We start from the raw sequence: 19761 nt of genomic DNA, 5'->3' as shown, positions 1-19761 counted from the left end.
TTGCTTGATTCAAATTGTTAAAGAGCGACGCAGCTTTTGCTGCTGCGGGAGTGGCATTCTACTCAACCGCCTTCTCGAGTCAAGCCTTATTTGCAAAGGCTTTTCGAGGTTACCGACCCGGTTGTTTGCGTTGCCGCTTGCCGTGTCGATGGAGGCGCATTATAGGGAGTGAATTCGTTCTGGCAACCCCTCTCCTGCAATAAAATTGCAAAAAACGGCACTTTTTTAGTTATTCATCTCCAGCCACAGCTTTTATACAAACTTATCCACAGAAACGGCCTTCCGGTTGTTAGAATGGCCGAAAACAAGGAGGCCAAGATGGACTTGCGACTGAGACCTTACAAAGGAAAACGCCCACAACTGGGCAAAAGGGTATATATAGACCCCTGCGCCACCCTGGTGGGCGATATCGAGCTGGGTGACGATGCCAGCATCTGGCCCATGGTGGCAGCACGGGGGGATGTGAACCATATCCGTATCGGTGCCCGCAGCAACATTCAGGACGGCACGGTACTGCACCTGACCCGCAAGAGCGCCAGCAATCCGACCGGCTATCCGCTGCTGATCGGTGAGGATGTCACGGTCGGTCACAAGGCGATGCTGCACGGCTGCACCATCGGCAACCGGGTATTGGTCGGTATGGGTGCCATTCTGCTTGATGGCGTCGTGGTCGAAGATGATGTGATGATCGGAGCCGGCAGTCTGGTGCCACCGGGCAAGCGACTTGAGTCGGGCTTTCTATATATAGGGAATCCCGTCAAACAGGCTCGCCCGCTCAAGCCGGCCGAGGTCGCCTTCCTCAAAACCTCGGCCGACAATTATGTGCTGCTCAAGGACGAGTATCTGCAAGAGACCTTATAGGGCAGGCAGAAACAGGAAGCCCGGCATGATGCCGGGCTTCGCTTCTTATATAGCTATATAGCCGTGCATAAAAGCAGGCTGGAAATCAGTGGGCCTGATCCCAGTTGTCGCCAGTGCCCGCCTCCACCACCAGCGGCACATCCAGTTCGGCTGCGGCAGACATCTTCTCCTTGATGATGGCGATGTACTCCTCCAGCTTCTCTTCGCGGATCTCGAACACCAGTTCATCGTGTACCTGCATCAGCATGCGGATCGACTCATCTTCGATTCCGCGGATCCAACCATCTACGTTGATCATGGCGCGCTTGATGATGTCGGCAGCCGTACCCTGCATGGGCGCGTTGATGGCGGCCCGTTCGGCTGCCTTGCGCAGACCGGCGTTGCGCGACTTGATATCCGGCAGATAGAGGCGACGGCCAAACAGGGTTTCGACATAACCCTGGGCTTCCGCCTGCTGACGGGTGCGCTCCATATACTCCAGTACGCCCGGATAGCGCTCGAAGTAGAGATCCATGTACTTCTGCGCCTCGGCACGGCCGATACCCAACTGCTTGGCCAGACCAAAGGCACTCATGCCGTAGATAAGGCCGAAGTTAATCGCCTTGGCGCTGCGGCGCATGTCGGTGGTGACCGCATCGAGCTCCACGCCAAATACCTCGGCGGCGGTCGCCTTGTGGATGTCCTTGCCCTCGGCAAAGGCGGTCAGCAGCCCCTTGTCACCGGAAAGGTGCGCCATGATGCGCAACTCGATCTGGGAGTAGTCTGCCGCCACCAGCTTGTAACCGGCGCACGGGATAAAGGCCTGACGGATCCGGCGCCCCTGTTCGTTGCGTACCGGGATGTTCTGCAGGTTGGGATCGGTGGAGGAGAGTCGACCGGTTGCCGCCACTGCCTGATGATAGGAGGTGTGTACCCGTCCGGTCTGCGGCTTGATCATCAGCGGCAGCTTGTCGGTGTAGGTGGACTTGAGCTTGGCCAACCCACGGTGCTCCATCAGGAGGCGCGGCAGCTCATAGGTCTCAGCCAGCTCGGCCAGCACCTCTTCCGCAGTGGATGGCGCACCCTTGGGGGTCTTTTTGATGATCGGCAGCCCCAGCTTGGTGAAGAGGATCTCCCCCAGCTGCTTGGGCGAGGAGAGGTTGAACTCCTGCCCGGCCAGCTCGTGGGCCTGTTTCTCCAGTCCCGCCAGACGCACTTCGATCTCCTGACTCTGCTGATGCAGCAGCTTGGGTTCGATAGTGGTACCGAGTCGCTCCATTCGCGCCAGAACCGGCAACAGGGGCAATTCGATCTCGCTGAATACTTTGGCGAGGCCCGGCTCGGTAGAGAGCTTGCCCCACAGCGCCTGATGCAGACGCAAGGTAATGTCAGCATCTTCCGCCGCATAGGGGGCCGCCTGCTCCAGCTCGATCTGGTTGAAGGTGAGCTGCTTGACCCCCTTGCCGGCGATGTCCTCGAACGAGATGGTCTCGGCGTTCAGATACTTGCGAGCCAGTGAATCCATGTCGTGACGGCTGGCAGTGGAGTTGAGCACATAGGACTCGAGCATGGTGTCGTAGGCGATACCCTGCAGCTCGATGCCGTGATTGAGCAGCACGTTGCGGTCGTACTTGAGGTTCTGCCCCACCTTGAGGCGGGCCGGATCTTCCAGCAGCGGCTTGAGCTTGCCGAGTACCACGGCCTCGGTCAGCTGCACCGGCGCCCCCAGATAGTCGTGGCCGAAGGGGACGTAGGCTGCCTTGCCCGGCTCGATGGCGAAAGATACGCCAACGACGCGAGCTTCCATATAGTCGAGACTGGTGGTCTCGGTATCGAAGGCAAACAGCGGCACGGTCTGCAGACGGGCCAGCCAGCCGTCGAATTCGGCCTCATCCAGAATGCAGCGGTAGTCGGTTTCGATGGCGGCTGCCGGGGCGGCACTTTCATCATCACCTTCGGCTCCGCTCTCATCAGCGCCGCCGGATTCCAACTCTTTAATCAGGTTGCGCAGCTCGTACTCGCGGTAGACCGCCAGCAGAGCCTCCTTGTCGATGGGGCCGAGCTGCAACTCTTCCAGGCTCTGCTCCAGCGCCACATCGGTCTTGATGGTCGCAAGCACATAGGAGAGGCGCACCTGCTCCTCCTGCTCGCGGAACTTGTCGGCGAACGCCTTGGAGCCACGGAAACCGAGTGCAGCCACCTTGTCGAGGTTGGCGGCGATCTCGTCGATGCTACCAATCCCCTGCAGCAGGGCCAGCGCGGTCTTTTCACCGACGCCGGTCATGCCGGGGATGTTGTCCACCTTGTCCCCCATTAGGGCCAGATAGTCGATGATGAGCTCGGGCGGTACACCAAACTTCTCGATCACCCCTTCCCGATCGGTCTTCACGTCTTTCATGGTGTCGATCAGGGTGACATGGTCGGAGACCAGCTGCGCCATGTCCTTGTCGCCGGTGCTGATCAGCACCGGCAGCTGCTTCTCGGTCGCCTGACGGGCCAGAGTACCGATCACGTCGTCGGCCTCCACTCCCTCCACCATCAGGAAGGGGAAACCCATCGCCTTGATCATCTGATGGATGGGGGCAACCTGGCTGCGCAGATCGTCCGGCATGCTGGCCCGGTTGGCCTTGTATTCGGGATAGATGTCGTCGCGGAAGGTCTTGCCCTTGGCATCGAACACCACGGCCACATGGCAGTCGGGATACTGCTTGCGCAGGCTGCGCATCATGTTGGCCATGACACGGACGGCGCCGCTCGGCAAACCGGTCGAGGTGCGCAGATCGGCCTGCTGGGAGGCAAAGAAGGCGCGGTAAAGATAAGAGGAGCCGTCGACCAGAATAAGGGGATTGCTAGGGGCCATGAAATCGTCCTGCCAGAGATAAACAGCCGCTAGGATGCCACAGGGGCCCCCTCACACCAAGGGGGGCAGAGACCCGGCAGAAAGAGCCACACAAGCCTCAAGTCTGTGGATAACTCTGTGTTCAAAAATGGGTGCGCGGAAAAACCACAGTGACAACGCTGTGTATAAAAAACAAAAAATACATATATAACAATATATTGAGATCATAAAAACTGATCACCAGACCATGAGAATGATCTCGATCAATGTGGAAAAAAATTTAAGGGAGTAGGTACGGCAGGATCCGAAACGAAACAATCCTAGCACAGCAAGATGACTTGACCAGCAGATGGCGAGCGATAACCATACAAAAGTACAACAATCCATCTTGGCTCACATTTTCAACAACAAGGAGTTTGCCATGAAAAAAGTGGCCGTGATTTTGAGTGGCTGCGGCGTCTTTGACGGGGCAGAAATTCATGAAGCCGTCATCAGCTTGCTGGCACTGGCACGTCAGGGTGCTGCCGTGCAGTGCTTCGCTCCGAACGTCACGCAGCTCCATGTGATCAACCACCTGACCGGTCAAGTGAGCGAGGGGGAGAGCCGCAACGTGCTGGTCGAAGCGGCGCGTATCTGCCGTGGCCAGATAAAGGATGTGGCCGAGCTGGATGCGGCCGATTATGACGCCCTGCTGGTACCCGGCGGCTTTGGCGCAGCCAAGAACCTGTGCGACTTCGCCACCAAGGGGGCGGAGTGCCAAATCCAGCCTGATGTGCTGAAGGCGTGCCAGAGCTTTGCCAATGCCAACAAACCGGCCGCCTATATCTGCATCGCTCCGGCCATGATCCCGCTCATCTACGGCGCCGGCACCCTGGCCACCATAGGCCATGACGAAGGCACCGCCAACGCCATCGAAGCGATGGGCGGCAGCCACCTCAACTGTCCGGTCAACGAGTTCGTGGTGGATCAGGAGCGCAAGGTGATCTCCACTCCTGCCTACATGCTGGCCAGCGATATCGTAGAAGCGGCAGACGGTATCGAGAAAACCGTCAAACAGCTGCTGGCACTCTGATTGCCCGGCCAACCAAAACAAACGGGCCGCTCATGGAGCGGCCCGTTTTCAATTCTCGCGGATAGCGACCGATCAGATGCTTTCGCCCATCTGATCCATCTTGCCCAGCAGGGCACGCAGACGCTCCTGCCATGCAGCGTGCTCGTTGCGCAGCTGATGGTTCTCGTCTTGCAGCTTGGTGTTCTGCTCTTTCAGATCGTCCAGCTCCATCTTCAGCAGGGAGATGTTGTCGACGGCGGATTGTACTTTGGATTCGAGTTGCTCAAGGACTTCTAGTGACATATGCATACCTGTTTGTTCAATTGCGATGCCCCACAGAGGGCGATTCAAGCGCGTGGAGCCAGCATACCCCGAGCCTATCGGCACAAACAAGCCAGTGCGCTGCAAAATGCCTCTTCCACAGAGGTATTGTCTAAATATGCGTCTATTTTTCTCGCATCCTGCGCAGCTCACCGGTGAAGAGCGATATAGCCCCCCATCAGCAGGCAGCCAACCCCGTACATCAGCAGGCCATAGAGCAGGTTGCCACGCAAGATGGCGGCAGCACTCAGGTTGTAACGGGAGGCCAGCGCCAGATTGGATCCGGAGAGCGGGCTGGTGCCCGTGGCAATCCCCCACCCCAGCAGAAAACACATGCCGAGCAGGCTGGGATCCGGTGACAGAGGCCAGAGCAGCGGCGCCAGTCCGGAGATACTGATGAGCGGGTGAACTCCGACGATGGCGACCAGCAGGATCAGCAAGAGTGCGAGAGATGCCTCCAACCAGCCGAAGTGGTTGAACAGCGGCAAACCGTGCCCGCTGCCGAGATCGATGACCGACACGGCGCTGTTGATGCCGGCTGCCAGCAGGCCAGCCCCCAGAAACAGCACCAGTTGACCACCGATGGCAGGAAAACGCTCCACCACCTGCCGTTTGAGCGCGGCCTTGCGGCCGGTATGCGGCATAAACAGCAGCGCCAGCAAGGGTGCCACCAGCGCAATAACTGCCATGATGCCGAGATCTGGCCAGATCTGCTTGATGAGCAACACCAGCCCGGCCAGGGTGATCGGCAGTCCCAGGGTCTGCAGCCGCAGCGGATAGCCGGCAAAATCCGCCACCCCGATCCGCTCCACCTGCCAGGCCGTTATCGTCATTGCCAGCAGGGTCGCCACCACGCCAAACGGCAAGATGTTCGACAGCTTGAGACCCGGTGCGTAAGTGAGTGCCACCGCCATGGCGACAAAGAAGGGGGACCAGAAGGCGGCGACGCAGAAGATGCGGCTCAGCACCAGCACCTGACGTCGCTCAAGGGTACCGTTACGTTCCAGCCGATCGCCGATGATAAAAAGCACCGAGAGGTTGATGACGGCCCCCAGCAGATTGAGGCTGGCCATGGTGCTCCACAGCCCCTTGCGCCCTTTCCACGAAGTGGTACCCGTCAAGAGACCCGAGGTAGCGAGATTGAGGGTGCTCACCGCAGCAAACATGGTGAGCATATTGATATTGGGCAGCAGCCAGGCATCTGCACTGAAGCTGGCACCCCGCCACCAGGAGAAGAGCAACAGCACAAACGCAGCACCATAAAGTGCCAGCGCCTGCCGTCTGGCGGCACCGGCCAGCCAGGGCCAGGTGAGCAGGGAAGCGCCCCAGGCAGCAATGGCCGCCGGCCAGGGAGAGAACCCCAGATAGAGATGCAGCAGGTTGAGCAGCCACATCCCCAGGATCAGATAACCCGACCAGCGTTTGGCCATCGACTACTCCGGCCGGGAGATCAGAGGCACTGATCCATATCCAGTGAAGGCTTGTCGCACTCCGGACGGCCGACGATCTTGGCTGGTACGCCAGCGACTGTGGTATGGGGTGGCACCGGGTTGATCACCACACTGCCGGCACCAATTTTGGCCCCCATGCCCACTTCGATATTGCCGAGCACCTTGGCGCCCGCCCCTATCATCACCCCTTCGCGGATCTTGGGATGGCGATCGCCACTCTCTTTGCCGGTACCGCCCAGCGTCACACTCTGCAGGATGGAGACGTCATCTTCAATGACCGCCGTCTCGCCCACCACTATGCCGGTGGCGTGGTCAAACATAATCCCCTTGCCGATGCGGGCTGCCGGATGCACATCGACCCCGAATACCACAGAGATCTGGTTCTGCAGGTAGAGCGCCAGCGAGCGGCGCCCCTGACGCCACAGCCAGTTGGCGACCCGATAGCCCTGCAGGGCATGGAACCCCTTGAGGTAGAGCAGCGGAGTGGAGAAGAGGTCAACCGCCGGATCGCGATCCTGTACGGCACAGATGTCGGCGGCAACCACGGTCAGCAGCTCCGGCTCGCTGCGCAGCGCCAGCTCGATCACCTCGCGCAGGGCGATGGCGGGCATGGTGGCGCTGTCGAGCTTGTTGGCCAGCTGGAAGCTGAGGGCCGAGCGCAAATTCTTGTGATTGAGAATGGTGGAGTGGAAGAAGCTGGCCAGCATCGGCTCCTGGGCCGCCATGCACTGTGCTTCTTGCTGAATTTTCTGCCAGGTTTTGGCAACCAGATCATCCATGTTGCAGCCTACTGTTGTTCAGGGTGAGGGCTTTGTTGTTCTTTTGTCAGCACCGAGATGGGGTCCATGTGGATAATGACATCCATTCGCTCAAAAGCCTGGCGCACGGCCAGCTCGGCTTCATCGGCGATTTGATGGGCCTTGACCAGAGGGATCTGGTCATCCAGCTCCAGGTGCAGCTGCACAAAGCGGGTTGGCCCCGACTGGCGGGTGCGCAGATCGTGGACGCCGTGAACCCCTTCGACGGCGCAGCAGAGGGCCATTATTCTCGCTTGTTCTTCGGCTGGCAACTGACGATCGAGCAGCGCCTGCACCGATTCGTAACCAATATGCAACGCCCCCCACAGCAGGAACAGACCGATCAGGATGGCAAACAGGCCGTCAGCCCAGTACCACCCCTGCCCTGCCAGCACCAGCGCCAGCAACACCCCGGCGTTGAGCAGCAGATCAGAGCGGTAGTGCAGCATGTCGGCCTTGATGGCGACGCTGTTGGTCTTGCGAATGACAACGCTCTGGAAACTGACCAGCAGCAAGGTCAGCACGATGGAGCCACCACTGACCCAGAGGCCCGCCTCCAGCCGCTGGATAGGCGCCTGATTGAGCAGGGAGGAGATACCATGCATCACCAGCAGCAGCGCCGAACCCGAGATAAAAGCCGACTGGATGAGTCCGGCCAGCGACTCCGCCTTGCCATGGCCAAAACGGTGCTCGTCATCGGCAGGGGCCAGCGCATAACGGATGGCCAGCAGGTTGATGATGGAGGCGCTCACATCCATGAAGGAGTCAGTCAGGGATGCCAGCAAGGTTGATGAATCTGTCATCAGCCAGGCGATCAGTTTGCCGATGATGAGCAGGGTGGCGGTCGTAACGGCCGCCATGCTGGCAAAGGTAACCCAACGGGAATATTGTTGATGGCTCAAAACCGGCTTTCCTCTGGCGATGAAAAACTTATTATACCCTGACCCCGGCGTCAGTTTGGCGCGAAAATCTGCGGAATAACACCCGATGAACAGAATACTCCTGGTCGACGACGATCTTGAATTGACCCAGTTGCTCACCGAAATTCTGACCCTGGAGGGATTTCAGGTCACGGTCGCCGAGGATGGTGAAGAGGGGCTGCAACGACTGGCAGAGCAGAGCTTCAATCTGGTGCTGCTCGATGTGATGATGCCCAAGCTCAACGGCTTCGCCATGCTGGCCAAGCTGCGCAAAACCCATGAAACACCGGTACTGATGCTGACCGCCCGTGGCGACAGCCAGGATCGGGTCAACGGTCTTGAGGCGGGGGCCGACGACTATCTGGCCAAGCCTTTCGATGATCGGGAGCTGCTGGCCAGGGTGCGTGCCATCCTGCGCCGCACCCAGAGCGCCCCGCCCCAGCGCGGCAACTCCTCCGACGAAGTCAGCTTTATGGACATAGTGCTGCAACCCGGCCTGCAGCAGGCCCGCTGCGGCGAGCAGCTGCTGGAGCTGACCGCCACCGAGTTCGGGCTGCTGGAGTGTCTGCTGCGCAACCCCGGCCAGATCGTCAGCAAAAGCCACCTCTCCGAGCAGGTGCTAGGCAAGAAGCTGGAACCCTTCGATCGCGCCATCGACATGCACCTGAGCAACCTGCGCAAGAAGCTGCCGGAGCGCGCCGATGGCCAACCCCGCTTCAAAACCGTACGGGGGCGCGGCTATCTGTGGCTAGAGCAAGAATAAAGGGGGGCACCTCCCTCAACGGGATCTCGACCCACATCTTCCTCTGGTTCTGGTTTATGTTGCTGGTGATCCTCGCGGCAGTGATCAGCCTGCCGACGCTCGATCCCCGCAACCAGATCCCGCTGCCCACCCACGAGGTGGCACGGATGCAGAACAATGTGCAGGCGCTGCTCAATGCCGCCGACCCGGATCAGGATTTCGATCTGGCCAAAGCGATGGACAACATCGCCATGTTGCCGGTGGACAATGTCTATATCCGCGACGAGAAGGGGCAGATCCAGTCCACCACTCATCCCCGCAAGTTCGTCGTGCGCTTCATGGTGGATGCCGATGACCCGGGTAAGCCCATGCTGCGCAACGAGCACCGCAAGGCGATCGCCGGCCCATTTCTGATGCAGCATCACGGCCACAGCTACCACGTCTATTTCGGGCTCAATGCCGAAAACCCCTACCTGTTCCTGTTTATTCAGGTGCTGGATCACCCTATCCGCATTCTCGGGGTAGCCATGCTGATCAGCACACCGCTCTGTCTGCTGCTCGCCTGGCGGTTGACCCGCCCGATCCTGCAATTGCAGAAATCGGTCTCCCAGCTGGCGGCCGGCAACCTTGAGGTGCAGATCCCCAACCTTGGCCGCCGCGACGAGATCGGCCAGCTGGCCGACCATGTCAGCCGCATGGTGGAAACGCTCAAGAGCATGATCCAGAAGCAGAAACAGCTGCTATCAGACATCTCTCACGAGCTACGCAGCCCCTTAACCCGGATGCAGCTGGCACAGGCGCTGATCCGCCGCAAGCAGGGTGACAGCGCCGAGCTGGCACGGATCGAATCGGAAATTGGGCGACTGGACAAGCTGATCGGTGATCTGCTCGACCTGTCGCGGGTGCAGCAGCATGTGGAGGCGCCCGTCGTGCAGCCACTGGCTGATCTGCTGGAGCCCATGCTCGAAGATGCGATGTTCGAGGCGAACCAGAGCGGTAAACAGCTCAGGCTGCCGCAACTGCCGACCGAGTCGATCCAGATGTGGCCTGAGCTGCTCTCCCGGGCGATCGAGAACCCGCTGCGCAACGCCCTCAAATACGCCCGCGAGTTCATCAAGGTAGAGTGGTATCGGGATGGCAAGGAGTGGGTGATGACCATTCGGGATGACGGGCCCGGCGTACCTGACGAGCAGCAGCCGCTGCTGTTCCAGCCCTTCTTCCGGGTCGATGATGCCCGCAATGCCAAGACCGGCGGAACCGGGCTGGGGCTGGCCATCGCGGCGGAGGCGATCCAGCGCCATGGCGGCACCATTGCCGCCAGCAACAACCATCCGACCGGCCTCACCGTCACCATCAAACTACCGGTCGCCTGACCCTTTTCATCGGCACGGGCGCTGGGTATGCTGGCGCCCCTTCTTGCCTTTACATCTCTTTGCAGGAGCTCGTCATGCTCGATATCGTCCTCTACCAGCCTGAAATTCCGCCCAATACCGGCAATATCATCCGGCTTTGCGCCAACACCGGATACCGGCTCCATCTGATCGAGCCGCTGGGATTTGAGTGGGATGACAAGCGGGTGAAGCGGGCGGGACTCGACTATCACGAGTTTGCCGAGGTGAAGCGCTGGCCGAGCTATGAAGCCTTTCTGGCAGCCGTGTCGCCCAAGCGGGTATTTGCCTGCACCACCAAGGGACGCACAGCGCACTCGGCCGTGCAGTTTGCCCTCGGCGACGCCCTGCTGTTCGGGCCGGAGAGCCGCGGCTTGCCCATCGAGATCATCGAGAGCCTGCCATTCGAGCAGCGGGTGCGCATCCCCATGCTGCCCCAGAGCCGCAGCATGAACCTCTCCAACGCGGTCTCGGTCTTTGTCTACGAGAGCTGGCGCCAGCTCGGTTATCCCGGCGCCATGTAAGCGCCACCGATGATCAGTGGCGGGCGTCGAGCAGGCGCCCGCTTCGCTCTAGTCGCCAACAGGTGACCCCCAGTGACAAGCCACGCCCCACCATCAGCGTCACCATCGCTGCCCACAGTGCCGCAACACCCCACGACTGACAGAGCCACCAGATCGGGAAGAAACCGCCAAATGCCGCCAGCAGCATGCTGTTGCGCATCTCCTTCGCCCGGGTCGCCCCGATAAAGACGCCATCCAGCAGGAAACACCAGACCGCCAGCAGCGGCATCACCACCAGCCAGGGCAGGTGGCGGGTTGCCTCCGCCACAACCGCCGGAATATCGGTGATATAGCCGACAAGGTGGCTACCGAAGAGGGCAAACACCAGGGTAAAACCGCTGGCAATGAGGGCCGCCCAGCCCAGATTGAGCAGGATGGCCTCCCGCAACCGGAGCCGATCCCGCAAGCCGATAGCCCGCCCGACCATCGCCTCGACGGCATAGGCGAAGCCATCGAGCCCGTAGGAGATGAGCATCAGGAAGTTGAGCAGCACCGCATTGGCTGCCACCGCCACGTCGCCCAGCCGGGCACCTTGCAGAGTCATAAAGGCAAAGCAGAGCTGTAGCGAGAGGGAGCGCAGGAAGATATCGCGATTGAGGCCGAGCAGCCGCACCATGGGGGCAAGCTGGCGCCAGCGCTGCCAGCCATCCTGCCACACCGTCGGCGCCAATTGCCGCAGCTGACGACATACCAACCAGATGCCGACTCCCAGCGCGCAGTAGTCCGCCAGCACCGAGGCCGCCGCCACGCCGCGCACCTGCCAGCCCAGCCCCAGCACAAAAAACGCATCGAGCGCCATGTTGACCAGATTGGTGAGGATCAGCATCACCATGGGGCTGCGGGCATCCTGCATCCCCAGCAGCCAGCCCATGATCACCAGATTGCAGAGCGCCGCCGGAGCGCTCCAGATCCGCACCGCCACATACTGACCGGCATAGAGCTGCACCTCGGGCGAGCCGCCGCTCAGGGCAATTAACCGGGGCAACAGGGGGAACAGCAGCAAAAGCAGGGCCAGCCCGAGGGCAACGGCCAGCCCTAGTCCACGCAGCAGGGTATCGAGCTGGGCCCGTCCGTCAGCAGCACCGTGTGCCTGCGCCGTCAGCCCGGTGGTGGACATCCGCAGGAAGCCGAGCAGCCAGAAGATGAGATTGATAAGGGTCGCCCCGACCGACACGCCCCCGAGAAACCAGGCCTGCCCGAGATGACCGATCACCCAGGTATCCACCAGCCCCAGCAGGGGGGTGGTGATATTGGAGAAGACCATCGGCAGGGCGAGGGCAAAGACGGCGCGGTGGCGAGAGGGATCTCGCCACCAAGGAGCAACTGGGTGCGTCACTCTCAGTGACCTGTCAGCTTCAGGATGCGGGAGAAGTCGGAGAGCATGCTATCCATCTGCACCAGCGGTACCTGGCCGCGCTCCACCTTGGGTCGGAATACCCCCTGCAACTTGCCCTTGGGATTGATGAGGACGATGGAAGCGGAGTGATCGATCAGGTAATCCTTCTCCCCCTCCTTGGCGATGGAGTAGACCAGCCCCAGATTGCGCACGAACGGGAACAGCTTGTCGTGGGGCGCCGTCGCAGCCTTGAACTCGGGGTTGAAGAAGGCGGTATAGGTTTTGAGACGGGCCGGATCATCGCGCTGGGGATCCGCCGATACAAAGACCACCTGAGTGGTCGGTGCCAGCTTCTTCAGCTGATCGTAGACGGAGCGTATATCGGCCAGCGTGGTGGGGCAGATATCGGGGCAGAAGGTGTAACCGACGAAGAGAAAGGTCCAGTGTCCCAGCAAGTTGGCCGGGGTGAATGGCTTGTTGTCGGCATCGATCAGCTCGAAGTTGTTGATATCCCGTCCAACCGGATAGTAGTCAGCATGCTCCGGCCATTTTGGCTGGGTGAGGTAGAAGGCAAGGATCAGGCAGCCTGTCAGCAGCAGAAACAGCAGGGGATAGCGAAGCTTCATCATAACAAGAGACCCTTTCGGTTCAGTACACACAGCATCGATAGCCAGACAGGTGGGGGATTGTACCCCAGCAGGACATGAACTGGAGACTCCTTGTACACTGCTCTGTCAGGAACAGACCGTTTGGTTCAATTAAGCAGCAACCGCAAAAACAAAAACCGGCTCTTGAGCGAGCCGGTTTTCTGGGTCTCTGGCGCCATCCATGCCCTTCACGGGCGGTTAATGCGCCTCTGCTGCAGCATTTTGCCGAGCGCTCTGGCACTGATAGGGATCACTGGTGCCAACCAGTTTTCCTGCGACTTGGCAACACCATGGCCGCGCTTGAACAACAGCACCAGCTGTACCACCTTCTCTTTCGGGCAACCCAGCCAGAGCGTCCAGTGCGACCCCTTGTGGTGCAGCCAGAGCCCGTAAAACCAAGTCAACCGGCTACCTCTGAAAAAACGGGTGATGGAGGATACCGGTGCCAGTTCCCTCACCTCTGCATCCCATGGAGATCTCGATGCCATAACCAGTCCTCCCTGACCGACAAGTTATGCTGTTGCGCCTGCCCGACTCTGCCGGCAGCACGGCGACTTGCCATACCACGAGTGACGCCCCATGGCTGAGGCGCCCCCTCTCCCTTCATATCCCGTGAAGGTGTGTTGCCCATGCTTGTTCTGACTTTGCCCCTATTACCCGCCACAGGCCGGCAACGCATGGCACGAAGTCTCTTTATTGGCGAGACCCTGATTTGAGCATATATCCGAAATGAATGATTGGCAGCCACTCCCTTCGTCGAACTCCTATCGAGTCTCTTCGTAATGGGCTAGCGGCAAGGGCAACAGGAAAAGCGCAAAAACAAAACGGCCTCCCGCAGGAGGCCGTCTCATGGCAAAGGGGAAATTACATCCAGTCGGCGTTGCGGATCACGCCGACGGCCAAACCCTCGATGGTAAGGTGCTGGCTGGAGAGATCCACCTCGATGGGGGAGAGCTCTTCGTTTTCCGGCAGCAGCCACACCTGGCTGCCCTTGCGCTGGAAGCGCTTGACGGTGACATCCTCATCGAGACGGGCTACAACCACCTGACCGTTGCGCACCTCCTGAGTCTTGTGCACCGCCAACAGGTCGCCATCCAGAATGCCGATGTTCTTCATGCTCATCCCCTGCACCCGCAGCAGAAAGTCTGCTCGCGGATGAAACAGGGCGGGATCCACCTGATAGTGGCTCTCGATATGCTCCTGCGCCAAGATAGGTTCGCCGGCAGCCACCTTGCCAATCAGGGGCAGGCCGCTCTCTTCCAGCACCTCTTCCTCCTCTTCGAGCAGCAGGCGGATGCCGCGGGACGTGCCCGGCATGATCTCGATGACCCCTTTTTTGGCCAGGGCCTTCAGATGTTCTTCAGCCGCATTGGCCGACTTGAAACCAAGCTTCTGGGCAATCTCGGCGCGAGTCGGCGGCATGCCGGTTTCGCTCATATTCGCCTTGATCAACTCCAGCACTTCGGCCTGGCGGGGAGTAAGGGGTTTCATAGAATGGGCACCTGTCTTTTTATACAGCACACTGGCAGTATATACAGTGCAGTGACCAAGGCAAGGCAGAGCTGACATTTGTCGCGACAAACCGCTCATTTATCGCTGTTTTGATCCTGCGCAGCTGACTCATCGTACCTCTCGGCGACAAGGGGCCACCGATTTGCTATGCTCACGCCGCATTTTTTTGGAGAGCAGACGCACATGTCCCTAGGACAGAAGATTTCCAGAGCCATCTTGCAATGGCCGGTCAGCGGCTTGGTCAATCACAAGAGCCTGCCGGAAAATCCCATCACTGAACTCAATCTGGATCCGGCCAGACCCATCGTCTACGCCCTGAAGACCAGTTCGATCACTGACCTGATGACCCTGCAGCAGTGCTGTGAGGATCTCGGTCTGCCCGGCCCCTTCACGCCGCTGGAACTTAACGGCCAGCTGCTGCCGCGCTATGTCTGTCTGGATCGTCCGCCTCCCCTGTTTGGCAAACGCAGCAAGCCGCTCCCCTTCCTGCAGGAGTTCCACCAGCTGCTGGATCTGCACAAGCAGGATCCCGAACTCGATATCCAGGTGGTGCCCGTCACCCTGTTCTGGGGCCGCGCTCCGGGTCGGGAAGGCGAAGAAGCCTCCGGCCTCAACATCATCAGCAGCCTGGCGCCGAACCGGCTGAAGAAAGCGCTCATCGTGATCCTCAAGGGTCGCGAAAATCTGGTGCGCTTCTCCCCGCCGCTCTCCCTGCGCTACATGGCGGACAAACATGGCACCGACGAAGCCATCGCCCACAAACTGGCGCGGGTGGCTCGTACCCATTTCAGCCGCCAGCAACTCGCTGCCACCGGCCCGAAACTGCCGAACCGCCACCTGCTGTTCAAACAGCTGCTCGACTCCGCGGTGATCCAGCAGGCGATTGAAGAGGAGGCCCAGCGCGAGGGAATCAGCCTCGAGAAGGCGCAAAAGCGTGCCCATGGCTACATGGACGAGATCGCCTCCAACTTCTCTTACCGGCTGATCCGCCTGGGCGAGAGCTTCCTCGGCTGGCTGTGGAACAAGCTCTACCGCGGTTTGTCGGTCAATGGCGCCGAGAAGGTACGCCAGTTGGCGCAGGAAGGGCACGAGATCGTCTACGTCCCCTGCCACCGCAGCCACATGGACTACCTGCTGCTCTCCTACGTCATCTACCACCAGGGGATGGTGCCGCCCCATATCGCGGCGGGCATCAACCTCAACTTCTGGCCGGCGGGCCCCATCTTCCGCCACGGTGGCGCCTTCTTCATTCGCCGCACCTTCAAGGGCAACCCGCTCTACAGCACGGTATTTCGTGAATACCTCAACCTGCTGTTCGCCAAGGGTTATTCGGTGGAGTTCTTCACCGAGGGTGGTCGCTCCCGTACCGGTCGCCTGCTGCCGCCCAAGACCGGCATGCTGGCGATGACCCTGCAGGCGATGATGCGCGGACTGGACAGACCGGTGACTCTGGTGCCGGTCTATCTGGGTTACGAGCACGTGATGGAGGTGAACACCTACCACAACGAGCTCAAGGGCAGCCGCAAGGAGAAGGAGAGCTTCCTGCAGGTGCTTGGCATCCTGCGCAAGCTGCGCAACTACGGCCGTGGCTTCGTCAACTTCGGCGAACCGCTGACCCTCAACAGCTACCTGAGCGAACATATTCCGGACTGGAAAAAACACATCGGGGAAGAGGAGCGTCCGGAGTGGATGGCGGGCACCGTCAACGATCTGGCCGAGCTGCTGATGACCCGCATCAACGGGGCTGCCGCAGTCAACGGCCTGACCCTGAGCGCGCTGGCGCTGCTGGCCGCCGAGCGCCACGCCCTGACCCGCGACGAGTTGCATGCCCAGCTCAACACCTATCTGGATCTGCTCAAGGCTGTGCCTTACAGCCCGCAGAGCACTATTCCGGATGAGGATGCCAAGACCCTGCTGGATCAGGCGATGGAGCTCAACAAGTTCGAGGTAAGCGAGGACAAGCTGGGGCAGATCATCAGTCTGGACCGCTATCAGGCGATCCTGCTGACCTACTACCGCAACAACATCCTCCACCTGTTCGCCATGCCCTCTCTGGTGGCGGCGTTGATCGAGCGGTGCGAGGGGATCTCCCGCAGCGAGATCATGGCCCGCTGCATCGACATCTATCCGCTGCTCAAGACCGAGCTGTTCCTGCGTTATGAAGAGGAAGAGCTGCCGGAGCTGGTCGATGCCCTGCTGGCAGAGCTGCAGCGTCAGCAGCTGATCGAGGCACGCGATGGCGGCTACTGGGTCAACCCGGCCAACCAGATGCGCCTGCTGCTGCTGGCGGAGAGCATTCAGGAGACCCTGCAGCGCTACGCCATCGTGCTGACCCGAGTGCTGGCCCAGCCCCATATCGAGGCGGAGCAGCTGGAAGCTGACGGCCTGATGATGGCAGAGCGCCTCGGCACCCTGCACGGCATCAACGCCCCCGAGTTCTTCGACCAGAAGCTGTTCAGCACCCTGATCCACACCCTGCGCAAAGAGGGTTACTTCTCCTCCGACTGCAAGCCGGATCTCGGCCGCTTCCAGGCACTGGCCGACAACATAGTGCCGCTGCTGAGCAACAAGATCCGCCGCACCATTCAGGCGGGCAACCAGCTCTGATCTGCAACGCAAACAAAGAAGGCCGCATGATGCGGCCTTCTTTTTTATCGGAATTTGTGCGGGAACAGGTCACGCCAGCAGGTAATCGAGCACCACGCCGATGAAGATCAGCGCCCCTACATAGTTGTTGTTGAGAAACGCCTTGAAGCAGGCTTCGCGCTCGCGCTCGCGGATCAGCCGCTGCTGGTAGACGAAGAGCACGCCAGCCCCCAGCAATCCCCAGTAATACCAGCCCCCCAGCGCCATCAGCTGGCCAACCACCAGCATGATAAGCAGGGTGCCCAATTGCAGCGCCCCGATGATCCGCTTGTCGTTACGGCCAAACAGGATGGCACTCGATTTGAGGCCGAGCTTGAGGTCATCGTCCCGATCCACCATGGCGTACTGGGTGTCGTAAGCCACGGTCCAGAGCAGGTTGGCCAAGAAGAGCAGCCAGGCGACGAGGGGCAGGGCGTTGGCCTGCGCCGCATAAGCCATGGGGATCGACCAGGAGAAGGCCAGCCCGAGCACAAACTGCGGGTTGGAGATCAGCCGCTTCATGAAGGGGTAGCAGACCGCCAGCAACAGAGCGATAAACGACAGGCTGATGGTGAGCGGGTTCATGGTCAGCACCAGGGCAAACGAGATGAGCGCCAGCACGAAGAAGAGCGCCAGCGCCTCGCGCGGATCGACCCTGCCGGTCGGCAGCGGACGCCCGGAGGTGCGTTTGACGTGGCCATCGAAGTCACGATCCGCATAGTCGTTGATGACGCAGCCCGCCGAGCGCATCAGAAAGACGCCCACGGCAAAGACGATAAGGTTCCAGAGGTTGGGGACACCACCTGCCGCCAGCCAGAGCGCCCAGAGGGTGGGCCACAACAGCAGCAGGGTACCGATGGGTTTGTCGATGCGAGCCAACTGCATGTAGGCCAGCCCTCGCTCCTTGGTCAACAGATTCACTCCAGCTCCTTGTTACAAACGAGAGAAGGCAGAAACAGCTCGTGCACCAGTAGTGGCCACGGCCCCAGAAACAGGCGGGAACGGCGCCCCCAGACAACAGCTGCCGGACAGCGGGGGTTGGCGGCGATCTCGAAGCGCGCCACTTGCAGATGATCGCGCCGTGCCGGCTCGTGGCCGAATATCCGCTCGCCGAGCGGCTGCTCGCCAAGATCGGCCAACCCGCTTCCCTCCAGCGCCACATCGGCAAACAGGGTCCAACCCAGAACCGCCGGCCCCCGATCGCCGTGCAGGATCACCTCGCGGCAGATCCCGGCCGGGGTGGGCGCATCCACCAGCCACTGCTCATCGGCAGTGAGAGCGACCTGATGATTGCCAAGCCACTCGACCGAGAAGTGGCTGTTGTGCTGGCGCAGCCGCCGGGTCATGGAGCCCGGCTCCAGCAACCAGGGGCGCAGCGAGGCAGGCAATTCGCAGCTTTCCGGAGCCAGCCAGCTACCCGAGAGCGTGAGGGGAACAGTCAACTCGGACTTCACAGCATCACCATCCAGAGATTTCCGTGTTCAGGTTAAAATCCGGTTTATTATCCGTAAATCAATCGCGAAATGTAAGAACATCCGTGCTTGACGGCCCCGATGGCAGCATCAAAAATGGGGTATCTCTTGCTGATGAGCCATCCATATGAAGCTATTCAAATTTCTGCTGGTGTTGTTGCTGAGCTGCGGTGCACTTCAGGTCTATGCCTCCGGAGGAGAGGAGCCGCCCGCAGAGGGAGAAGCGGCCGCCGCCCCCAAACCCGGCTTCTACTACCACCTGCTCGATCCGGACATCATTACCAACTACCTGAGCGATGGCAAAACCCTCGGCTACGTCCGGGTGACGGTAGAGTTGATGGCGGCCAACGAGGGCGACCTCAAGCTGCTGGAGCAGCATGATCCGCTGATCCGCGACGCCATCATCCGCCTGATGGGCAGCAAGAGTGCTGACCAGATCAAGTCCCTGGTCAGCCGCGAAGAGCTGCGCAAGGAGTGCGAAGCCAAGGCAAACGAGCTGCTGGTGAAAGAGACCGGCAAGAAAGCGGTGCGCGAGCTCATCTTCACCAAATTCCTCTACCAGTAACGTTTCATTCGCAAACCCGCCAGCAGGGATTCTCCCCGGCTGGCGGGTTTGTCGTTTATTCGAAATGAAAATTGATTACAATACGCCCGTCGAGTCGTAGAGGTAATCGTTATGGGCAGCAAAACCCTGTGTGAGTGGCGCCGCCACGAAATCCCCACTGATCTCAAAGCGCTGCGCAAGATAATCCGCAAACCCAAATTCGTCTGCGGCAAATGTGCCCGCAGCGCCAACGAGAAAGGCTACCTCTGCCAGCCGCTGCGGCTGAAAGAGGAGTAACGCTTCCCCATCAGGACGTTATTGATCCGTCCATCCCTGCCGTCCCTGTTCGAACAGCCGGCGGGCCTGCATGTCGTTCGGACAGACACCGCGATACTCGCCACCGGAACGACCGGCCAGATAGAGGTGTTCCGGACGGCAATACCAGGCCAGCCCTTTCTGGCGTCCCTGCTCCCACAGTTCGCTATCCACCTTCTTGCCACACTGGGCCTGATGGAACTCGACCCGATCGGCGGTGAACCCCAGCTTGCCATCGGCCTCCCCGACATCGCTCCACACCTTCTCGCAGGGATCGTTGTTGGAGGCGCAGCCACCCAGCAGGGCTGCCAGCAGTATGATGGTGAGTCGCATAGTCATCCTTGAGTGTCGTTTGAGCAGTTCATTCTTATCCAGCCACCCAGTGACCACAAGAGGCA

General features: G+C 60.2%; 20 protein-coding genes. 8 read left to right on the top strand and 12 right to left on the bottom strand.

All coding sequences use genetic code 11. The features are described 5' to 3' along the window. Nucleotides 1-318 precede the first annotated feature (318 nt). A complete protein-coding gene (locus tag AACS24_RS02705; RefSeq protein ID WP_108572290.1) occupies nt 319-861 on the top strand; it encodes a gamma carbonic anhydrase family protein in 543 nt (180 codons plus the stop codon). Nucleotides 862-946: 85 nt separating this feature from the next. Here AACS24_RS02705 and polA read toward each other — a convergent pair whose 3' ends face one another. After that, a complete protein-coding gene (polA, locus tag AACS24_RS02700; protein ID WP_108572286.1) occupies nt 947-3700 on the bottom strand; it encodes a DNA polymerase I in 2754 nt (917 codons plus the stop codon). A 400-nt stretch (nt 3701-4100) separates the two neighbouring features. Here polA and elbB point away from each other — a divergent pair, with 400 nt between their 5' ends. Then, nucleotides 4101-4751, top strand: coding sequence for an isoprenoid biosynthesis glyoxalase ElbB (gene elbB / locus AACS24_RS02695; protein WP_108572289.1), 651 nt, complete (start codon nt 4101-4103; stop codon nt 4749-4751). Between the two features lie 72 nt (nt 4752-4823). Here the strand turns inward: elbB and AACS24_RS02690 are convergent, their stop codons facing one another. The 4 genes from AACS24_RS02690 to fieF form a co-directional block, all read right to left on the bottom strand. After that, nucleotides 4824-5033, bottom strand: a complete 210-nt coding sequence (locus tag AACS24_RS02690; protein ID WP_033113622.1) for a cell division protein ZapB — start codon at nt 5031-5033, stop codon at nt 4824-4826. Nucleotides 5034-5200: 167 nt separating this feature from the next. Next, the gene (locus AACS24_RS02685) at nt 5201-6481 is read right to left on the bottom strand and encodes a hypothetical protein (protein WP_108572285.1); all 1281 of its coding nucleotides are present in this window, start codon (nt 6479-6481) and stop codon (nt 5201-5203) included. Between the two features lie 20 nt (nt 6482-6501). Further along, nucleotides 6502-7281, bottom strand: coding sequence for a serine O-acetyltransferase (cysE, locus tag AACS24_RS02680; RefSeq protein ID WP_033113620.1), 780 nt, complete (start codon nt 7279-7281; stop codon nt 6502-6504). A gap of 8 nt (nt 7282-7289) precedes the next feature. Beyond that, nucleotides 7290-8201, bottom strand: coding sequence for a cation efflux pump FieF (gene fieF / locus AACS24_RS02675; RefSeq protein ID WP_033113619.1), 912 nt, complete (start codon nt 8199-8201; stop codon nt 7290-7292). An 85-nt stretch (nt 8202-8286) separates the two neighbouring features. Here fieF and AACS24_RS02670 point away from each other — a divergent pair, with 85 nt between their 5' ends. The 3 genes from AACS24_RS02670 to trmL all read left to right on the top strand — a co-directional run bounded on the left by AACS24_RS02670 (nt 8287) and on the right by trmL (nt 10873). Further along, the gene (locus AACS24_RS02670) at nt 8287-8982 is read left to right on the top strand and encodes a response regulator (RefSeq protein ID WP_041210792.1); all 696 of its coding nucleotides are present in this window, start codon (nt 8287-8289) and stop codon (nt 8980-8982) included. After that, a complete protein-coding gene (locus tag AACS24_RS02665; RefSeq protein ID WP_197077977.1) occupies nt 8964-10334 on the top strand; it encodes an ATP-binding protein in 1371 nt (456 codons plus the stop codon). The genes AACS24_RS02670 and AACS24_RS02665 overlap by 19 nt, the downstream gene beginning before the upstream one ends. Before the next feature lie 74 nt (nt 10335-10408). Further along, the gene (gene trmL, locus AACS24_RS02660) at nt 10409-10873 is read left to right on the top strand and encodes a tRNA (uridine(34)/cytosine(34)/5-carboxymethylaminomethyluridine(34)-2'-O)-methyltransferase TrmL (protein ID WP_108572284.1); all 465 of its coding nucleotides are present in this window, start codon (nt 10409-10411) and stop codon (nt 10871-10873) included. 13 nt (nt 10874-10886) lie between these two features. Here trmL and dinF read toward each other — a convergent pair whose 3' ends face one another. From dinF to lexA, 4 genes are all read right to left on the bottom strand, one after another. Continuing rightward, on the bottom strand, nt 10887-12248 hold the full coding sequence (dinF, locus tag AACS24_RS02655; protein ID WP_108572283.1) for an MATE family efflux transporter DinF: 1362 nt from the start codon (nt 12246-12248) through the stop codon (nt 10887-10889). A gap of 2 nt (nt 12249-12250) precedes the next feature. Then, nucleotides 12251-12877 (bottom strand): SCO family protein, encoded by a 627-nt coding sequence (locus tag AACS24_RS02650; protein ID WP_108572282.1) that lies wholly within the window; start codon nt 12875-12877, stop codon nt 12251-12253. A 206-nt stretch (nt 12878-13083) separates the two neighbouring features. Next, nucleotides 13084-13383, bottom strand: coding sequence for a hypothetical protein (locus AACS24_RS02645; protein WP_181364288.1), 300 nt, complete (start codon nt 13381-13383; stop codon nt 13084-13086). A 376-nt stretch (nt 13384-13759) separates the two neighbouring features. Continuing rightward, nucleotides 13760-14386, bottom strand: coding sequence for a transcriptional repressor LexA (gene lexA / locus AACS24_RS02640; RefSeq protein ID WP_033113613.1), 627 nt, complete (start codon nt 14384-14386; stop codon nt 13760-13762). A 204-nt stretch (nt 14387-14590) separates the two neighbouring features. Here lexA and plsB point away from each other — a divergent pair, with 204 nt between their 5' ends. Next, nucleotides 14591-17014 carry a glycerol-3-phosphate 1-O-acyltransferase PlsB gene (gene plsB / locus AACS24_RS02635; RefSeq protein ID WP_108572280.1) on the top strand — a complete coding sequence of 808 codons (2424 nt, stop codon included), beginning with the start codon at nt 14591-14593 and terminating at the stop codon, nt 17012-17014. A gap of 69 nt (nt 17015-17083) precedes the next feature. On the opposite strand, the gene ubiA is transcribed toward plsB, so the two are convergent. Both ubiA and AACS24_RS02625 read right to left on the bottom strand, forming a co-directional pair. Then, entirely contained in the window at nt 17084-17953 is an 870-nt protein-coding gene (ubiA, locus tag AACS24_RS02630; RefSeq protein WP_108572279.1) for a 4-hydroxybenzoate octaprenyltransferase, read from the bottom strand. After that, nucleotides 17950-18486, bottom strand: a complete 537-nt coding sequence (locus AACS24_RS02625) for a chorismate--pyruvate lyase family protein (RefSeq protein WP_108572278.1) — start codon at nt 18484-18486, stop codon at nt 17950-17952. The genes ubiA and AACS24_RS02625 overlap by 4 nt, the downstream gene beginning before the upstream one ends. A gap of 145 nt (nt 18487-18631) precedes the next feature. On the opposite strand from AACS24_RS02625, the gene AACS24_RS02620 reads away from it, so the two are divergent. After that, a complete protein-coding gene (locus tag AACS24_RS02620) occupies nt 18632-19069 on the top strand; it encodes a flagellar basal body-associated FliL family protein (RefSeq protein ID WP_033113609.1) in 438 nt (145 codons plus the stop codon). Between the two features lie 111 nt (nt 19070-19180). Next, entirely contained in the window at nt 19181-19345 is a 165-nt protein-coding gene (locus AACS24_RS02615; protein ID WP_104016832.1) for a hypothetical protein, read from the top strand. An 18-nt stretch (nt 19346-19363) separates the two neighbouring features. Here the strand turns inward: AACS24_RS02615 and AACS24_RS02610 are convergent, their stop codons facing one another. After that, nucleotides 19364-19696, bottom strand: a complete 333-nt coding sequence (locus AACS24_RS02610; RefSeq protein ID WP_033113608.1) for a DUF2799 domain-containing protein — start codon at nt 19694-19696, stop codon at nt 19364-19366. Nucleotides 19697-19761 lie beyond the last annotated feature (65 nt).

The sequence above is a fragment of the Aeromonas sp. HMWF016 genome (assembly GCF_963878195.1).
In the GTDB taxonomy this organism is placed as follows: Bacteria; Pseudomonadota; Gammaproteobacteria; order Enterobacterales; family Aeromonadaceae; genus Aeromonas; species Aeromonas lacus.
Note: the sequence above shows the minus strand (reverse complement) of the source record. Positions and strands in the feature narration are given on the sequence as shown.